The sequence below is a fragment of the Arthrobacter sp. H14 genome, assembly GCF_000520495.1.
Taxonomy (GTDB): Bacteria; Actinomycetota; Actinomycetes; order Actinomycetales; family Micrococcaceae; genus Arthrobacter_C.
In genome coordinates this window covers 1-3,316 of the sequence record NZ_AZRX01000504.1, presented here as the reverse complement: position 1 = coordinate 3,316, position 3,316 = coordinate 1, and the positions used below count along the sequence as shown (strand labels likewise).

3 protein-coding genes are annotated in these 3,316 nt (G+C 64.4%); 1 reads left to right on the top strand and 2 read right to left on the bottom strand.

The genetic code is table 11. The annotated features are described in order from the left end of the window. Positions 1-343 precede the first annotated feature (343 nt). Positions 344-1,690 carry an MFS transporter gene (locus Y707_RS22735; protein WP_051441553.1) on the top strand — a complete coding sequence of 449 codons (1,347 nt, stop codon included), beginning with the start codon at positions 344-346 and terminating at the stop codon, positions 1,688-1,690. Here Y707_RS22735 and Y707_RS0101960 read toward each other — a convergent pair. Then, complete coding sequence (locus Y707_RS0101960) at positions 1,656-2,288, bottom strand: LuxR C-terminal-related transcriptional regulator (protein ID WP_035779965.1); 633 nt, start codon at positions 2,286-2,288, stop codon at positions 1,656-1,658. The genes Y707_RS22735 and Y707_RS0101960 overlap by 35 nt on opposite strands. A 20-nt stretch (positions 2,289-2,308) precedes the next feature. Continuing rightward, positions 2,309-3,316: sensor histidine kinase (locus tag Y707_RS31160; protein WP_333782828.1), on the bottom strand; the 1,008-nt coding region annotated here is incomplete at its 5' end.

Below are 3,316 nucleotides of genomic sequence, written 5' to 3'. Positions count from 1 at the left end.
GCCACCGACGGTCGATCCGCTTTCTTCCTCGAGGACGATTCTTCCTTAGAGAAAGAACTATTAATTGATGACGCTTCCAATGGTGTTGCAACTCCCGAATTAAGGGGCCGTTGCAACGACCGCTAGAACTCGTCCGAAACGTGCATGCAATGCAATCAAGTCCGGAAACGTAACAAGGCCGGATGGCTTCGGCGTGCATCGATGGACACGCAACATCCGGCGGCACGCGCGGCGCCCGACGCATAGGATGGCTAAAACCATGCCTTAGCCACTAAGGGACACCGCACAGGGATTGAAAGGAGCCGGGAGCGCGGCACCTGCGAGGGGCTCCTCCTGATGAGCGATGAAGCTGCGTCACAACCAACCCTTCGCGCGGTTCTGGCTGGCTTCCACGGTGTCGGATTTCGGGACTTACATCACGACCGTCGCATTATCGGTCCTCATCCTGGTCACCCTGGACGGCACCGCCCTGGATCAGGGGTGGGTCAATGCTTCGCGGTGGGCGCCGTATCTGCTCTTTGGGCTGCTGGCCGGCATCTGGGTGGACCGGTTCCGTCGTCGGAAGGTACTCATCGCTGCCGACCTGGGCCGCGGCGTCGTACTGGTTGTGGTGGCTGTCTTCGGTATCCTGGGGATTCTCAGCATTCCTGCACTCATCATTCTGATGTTCTGCTTTGGAACATTGGCACTGTTGGGCGATGCTGCCTACCAATCCTTCCTGCCGCAGCTGGTTCCCAGACCGTTACTGGTCCGCGCGAATGCGCGGCTGCAACAGAGCATGACTGTCGCGCAAACCACAGGCGGCGCCGTCGCTGGTGGCCTGGTCGCGTTGCTGACCGCTCCCTTCGCGTTACTGATCGATGCGTTGTCCTACTTCATTTCGGGCCTTGCACTGATTTCGTTGAAACGAACGTCGACCGACACACCACCGGTCCGGAACAACGATTCGCTGCGACGGAAGGTTGGCGAGGGGTTGCGGTGGGTGTACGGGCACGAGCGGCTGGGGCCGATGGCCTGGAGCAGTCACATCTGGTTCATCGGCTCCGCCATCATGGGAGCGGTTTTCCCCGCACTCATCCTGAACGAGCTCCGGTTGGGAGCGCTGGGCCTCGGGCTGACATTGGGCTGCGCGGGGATCGGGGCAGTCCTTGGAACACTCATATCAAACCGGGTCGGCGAACGCTGGGGCACCGGCGTGGTCCTCGTGACCTCAAACTTGTGCCAGCCGGTAATGGTCGCACTCACTGCTCTGTCTTCCGCAGCCGCTTCGACGTCCTCCGGTGAATCGCTCACCGGGGACGCTTACGGCTCTCCCACCGAGTGGCCGGCCGCGCTTTGGGCGGCGTTTATCCTGGCGGCAGGTGGACAGCTCCTTTTCGGATTTGCGATGGGCATCGGCAGTCCGTTGGAAATGGGTTACCGCCAGGCTGTAACTCCCGATCGGTTGATCGCGAGGATGAGCGCCACCATGCGGTCCATAAACCGCGGCATGATCGTGCTTGGTGCGCCGCTGGGCGGTGTGATTGCCGCCGTCGCCGGTGTTGGAACGGCGCTGTGGGCGGCGGCCGGCGTCATGCTGGTTGCGGGCCTCCTACTACTACTGTCCAAGTTCAGGACGGCCCGGGTGGAAGACGATCAACTGACGGATGAGGAAGCTACAGCAGGCGGCGGTCGGCCGCCCAGCGGGTGAGCTCGTGGCGGGAGGACAGCTGGAGTTTGCGCAGCACCGCCGAGACGTGGGACTCCACGGTTTTGACCGAGATGAACAGCTCCTTGGCGACCTCCTTGTAGCTGTAGCCGCGGGCGATCAGGCGCATGACCTCGAGTTCACGGGCTGAAAGCCGGTCCAGCTCGTCGTCGACGTTTGCCACTGCCGCCGTGCCGAAGGCGTCCAGCACGAATCCCGCGAGCCGGGGCGAGAACACCGCATCGCCGCCGGCTACCCGGCGGACGGCGTCGGAAATCTCGCCGCCGGAGATGGTCTTCGTGACGTAGCCACGGGCGCCGGCACGGATCACGCTGACCACGTCCTCGGCAGCGTCGGACACGCTCAGGGCGAGAAACCGGGTGCTGGCCAGCAACGCGCCGCAGCCTGCGATGACTTCCGCTCCCCCGCCGCCGCGGCCGCCGGGCAGGTGAACGTCGAGCAGGACAACCTCCGGCTGGTGCTCGCGGATCGCGGCAATCGCCTGCTCCACCGTCGCGGCCTCGGCCAGAACACGGATTCCCTCGTCCAGGTCAGCGCGCAGACCCGAACGGAAAATGGCGTGATCATCGACGACGACGATACTGACCGGTGCCTGAGCGTTCACTGTTGTCCTTCCGGTTCCGACTTCAACGACAAACATACTTCGGTGCCGCCGGCTTTGCTGTTAATGGTCGCAGTCCCGCCATGGCGCTGCATCCGCCCGATGATCGATTCGCGCACGCCGAGCCTGTCCGCGGGGATCTCGTCCAGCACGAACCCGTCTCCGCGGTCGCGGATGAAGACGTCCACCTGACCAGCGCTGGCCTCGACATAGATAGAAGCCGGTCCCGCGTGCCGGGCGGCGTTAACCATTGCCTCCCGCGCCGCCTGCACCAGCGCGTCATGCCTGGCGGTCATCGGCGCATCCCCGACGGCGACGACGTCGACCGCGTGTCCGTAGGCGTCCTCCACCTCCGCGGCGACGGCTTTGATCCGCGCCACCAAGTTGCCCGGGTCCCGGCTGGGATCCTTATACAACCACTCGCGCAGCTCACGTTCCTGGGCCCTGGCCAGCCGGGTCACGTCCTGTTCATGACCGGCGCGGTTCTGGATTAGGGCCAGCGTCTGCAGCACCGAATCGTGCAGGTGGGCGGCGATCTCGGCCCGTTCACTCTCGCGGATCCGGCCGGAGCGCTCGGTTTCCAGGTCCCGCCAGAATTTCAGTCCCCAAGGCGCCAGGACCAGCCCGACGCCGGCCAACACGGCCAGCGAGGCGAAGACGGACGACCACATCAAGTCCCAGCGTCCGGATCCGGAAACCATCACCAGTACGCCAATAATCACCAGCACCAGTCCGGCGCCAATACGGAAGATTCCACCGGCCTGGTCCGCTCCTGCCCGGTTGACCAAACCTGCCCGCCGGGTCTTGTCCAGCTGCGTCCAGACCAGCACGGCACCGAGGAGTACGACGGCGATGGGCACCACGGAGGCCCACTGAATGCTGGCGCCGAATTTCTGGGCGAGCAGGATGGCCGCTCCGAGGAGAAGGCCGACCCCGAGCAAGATTTCCTTGCTGCCCAGCGTTATCGCCTCGCGGAACGGCTTGCGGCCGGACCCGCGCCTGTCAGC

Coding starts and splice junctions, on each gene's coding strand:
- Y707_RS22735 (WP_051441553.1), top strand. CDS start 344: ATGAAGCTGCGTCACAACCAACCCTTCGCGCGGTTCTGGCTGGCTTCC.